The following is a 1,399-nucleotide window of genomic DNA, read 5'->3' on the forward strand; positions in this document are numbered from 1 at the left end:
AAATATTTTATAAGAGTAATAATATATATATAGAAACTAACAATAAAGAAGGCAATTCTTATTCTGCTAATATGAAAAATTCATGGGAAATCTTAGAACAGGGGAAAGTACCTCAGTATGAAATAAAAGAACATAAAGGATTATTCAACAAAGGAACTAAAATACAAATAAAAGGTTATAAAATTGATAATCCAGAACAACTTTTTAATATAGAAACAATAAAAGATTATATACAATGGTTTACTATAGGAGGAAGCTTCCGTAATATCTTTGCAAATAATATTAAAATTAGAAACTTGGTTAATAATATAGATGTAGTTCCACAAATTATTATTGATGATAAAATAAATCATAAGTGTGAAATAATAGCAGGTATGCATCAATTTGAAGAGCCAAATGAAAATCCTATAGTAAACTTAGAACAATTAAAATATAAAAGATCTAGCGATTATTCTAGGCCTTTCGGTCCATTTAATAGAGAAACTAATATAAATGGAGAATATATTTCAGTACAAGTTTATGGAACCGTTAGTGGTGTGAATGCACGAAATAAAATATGTAGATTGAAATATGATGAAACTCATAAATCTAGATTTGGATTATATTTATGCAAAGATTTCATACCATGTACTAAAATGGATAGTTTAATTGGAACAGAAGAATATGAACACTATCATATAATGGCTAATTCTCAGAATTTCAAGTTAACATCTGATAGAAATAATATATCAAATATTGATGATTTTAAAATAAAATGGATTTTAGATCAAATTAAAGATATAGTCGATAATCAAATAAGGCCTATTGCAGAGAGAGAATACTTTAACATGATAAAAAATGAAGAAGAAGAGTATGAAACACAGAGAAAATGTGAAAGAACAATAAAAAATATAAATAAGATTTATAGATCGGAAGATTTAGATATAGATAATCTACCTATTTTAAAAATACCTAGAAATGAAATTGAAACAGCGTTACTTTTCGTATCTATACTTTCAAATGAAAATACACAATATTCTATAAAGAGATATATAGATAAAGTTGCATCATACTCAGCAAAATTACCTACAGATATGGTTTGTATAGACAGTAAAGGAGAAACTTCTTTAGTAGAAATAGAATTTAAATTAAGTAACTTTCTTAAACATAAACATCCTATACAAACCGTTGATTATATAGTTTGTTGGAAAATAGATATAGAAGAAAATAAATCATACAAAGCAAATAATGAGACTTGTGTTTTTGTAAGTAATAATGAAAATAGGTACTTATATTATATTTTTTTATGGATTTTTTCATCAAATCCATAACTTCTTCCGTAGTCTTGCTATCTAAGTTTCCCGTAGGTTCATCTGCTAGTATTATGCTTGGTTTAGCAGCAAGTGCCCTAGCTATGGCA

1 protein-coding gene and 1 pseudogene are annotated in these 1,399 nt (G+C 25.9%); one reads left to right on the forward strand and one right to left on the reverse strand.

All coding sequences use genetic code 11. From position 1 onward, the window contains the following. Positions 1-1,310 (forward strand): DNA mismatch repair enzyme (ATPase) (locus NSA58_RS20225; protein WP_257560938.1); only part of this gene is annotated, 1,310 nt, incomplete at its 5' end. Here NSA58_RS20225 and NSA58_RS20230 read toward each other — a convergent pair. Then, positions 1,273-1,399 (reverse strand): annotated as a pseudogene (locus tag NSA58_RS20230) (ABC transporter ATP-binding protein); the annotation flags it as partial. The gene NSA58_RS20225 and the pseudogene NSA58_RS20230 sit on opposite strands and share 38 nt — an antisense overlap.

Source organism: Terrisporobacter muris (assembly GCF_024621905.1).
Classification (GTDB): Bacteria; Bacillota; Clostridia; order Peptostreptococcales; family Peptostreptococcaceae; genus Terrisporobacter; species Terrisporobacter muris.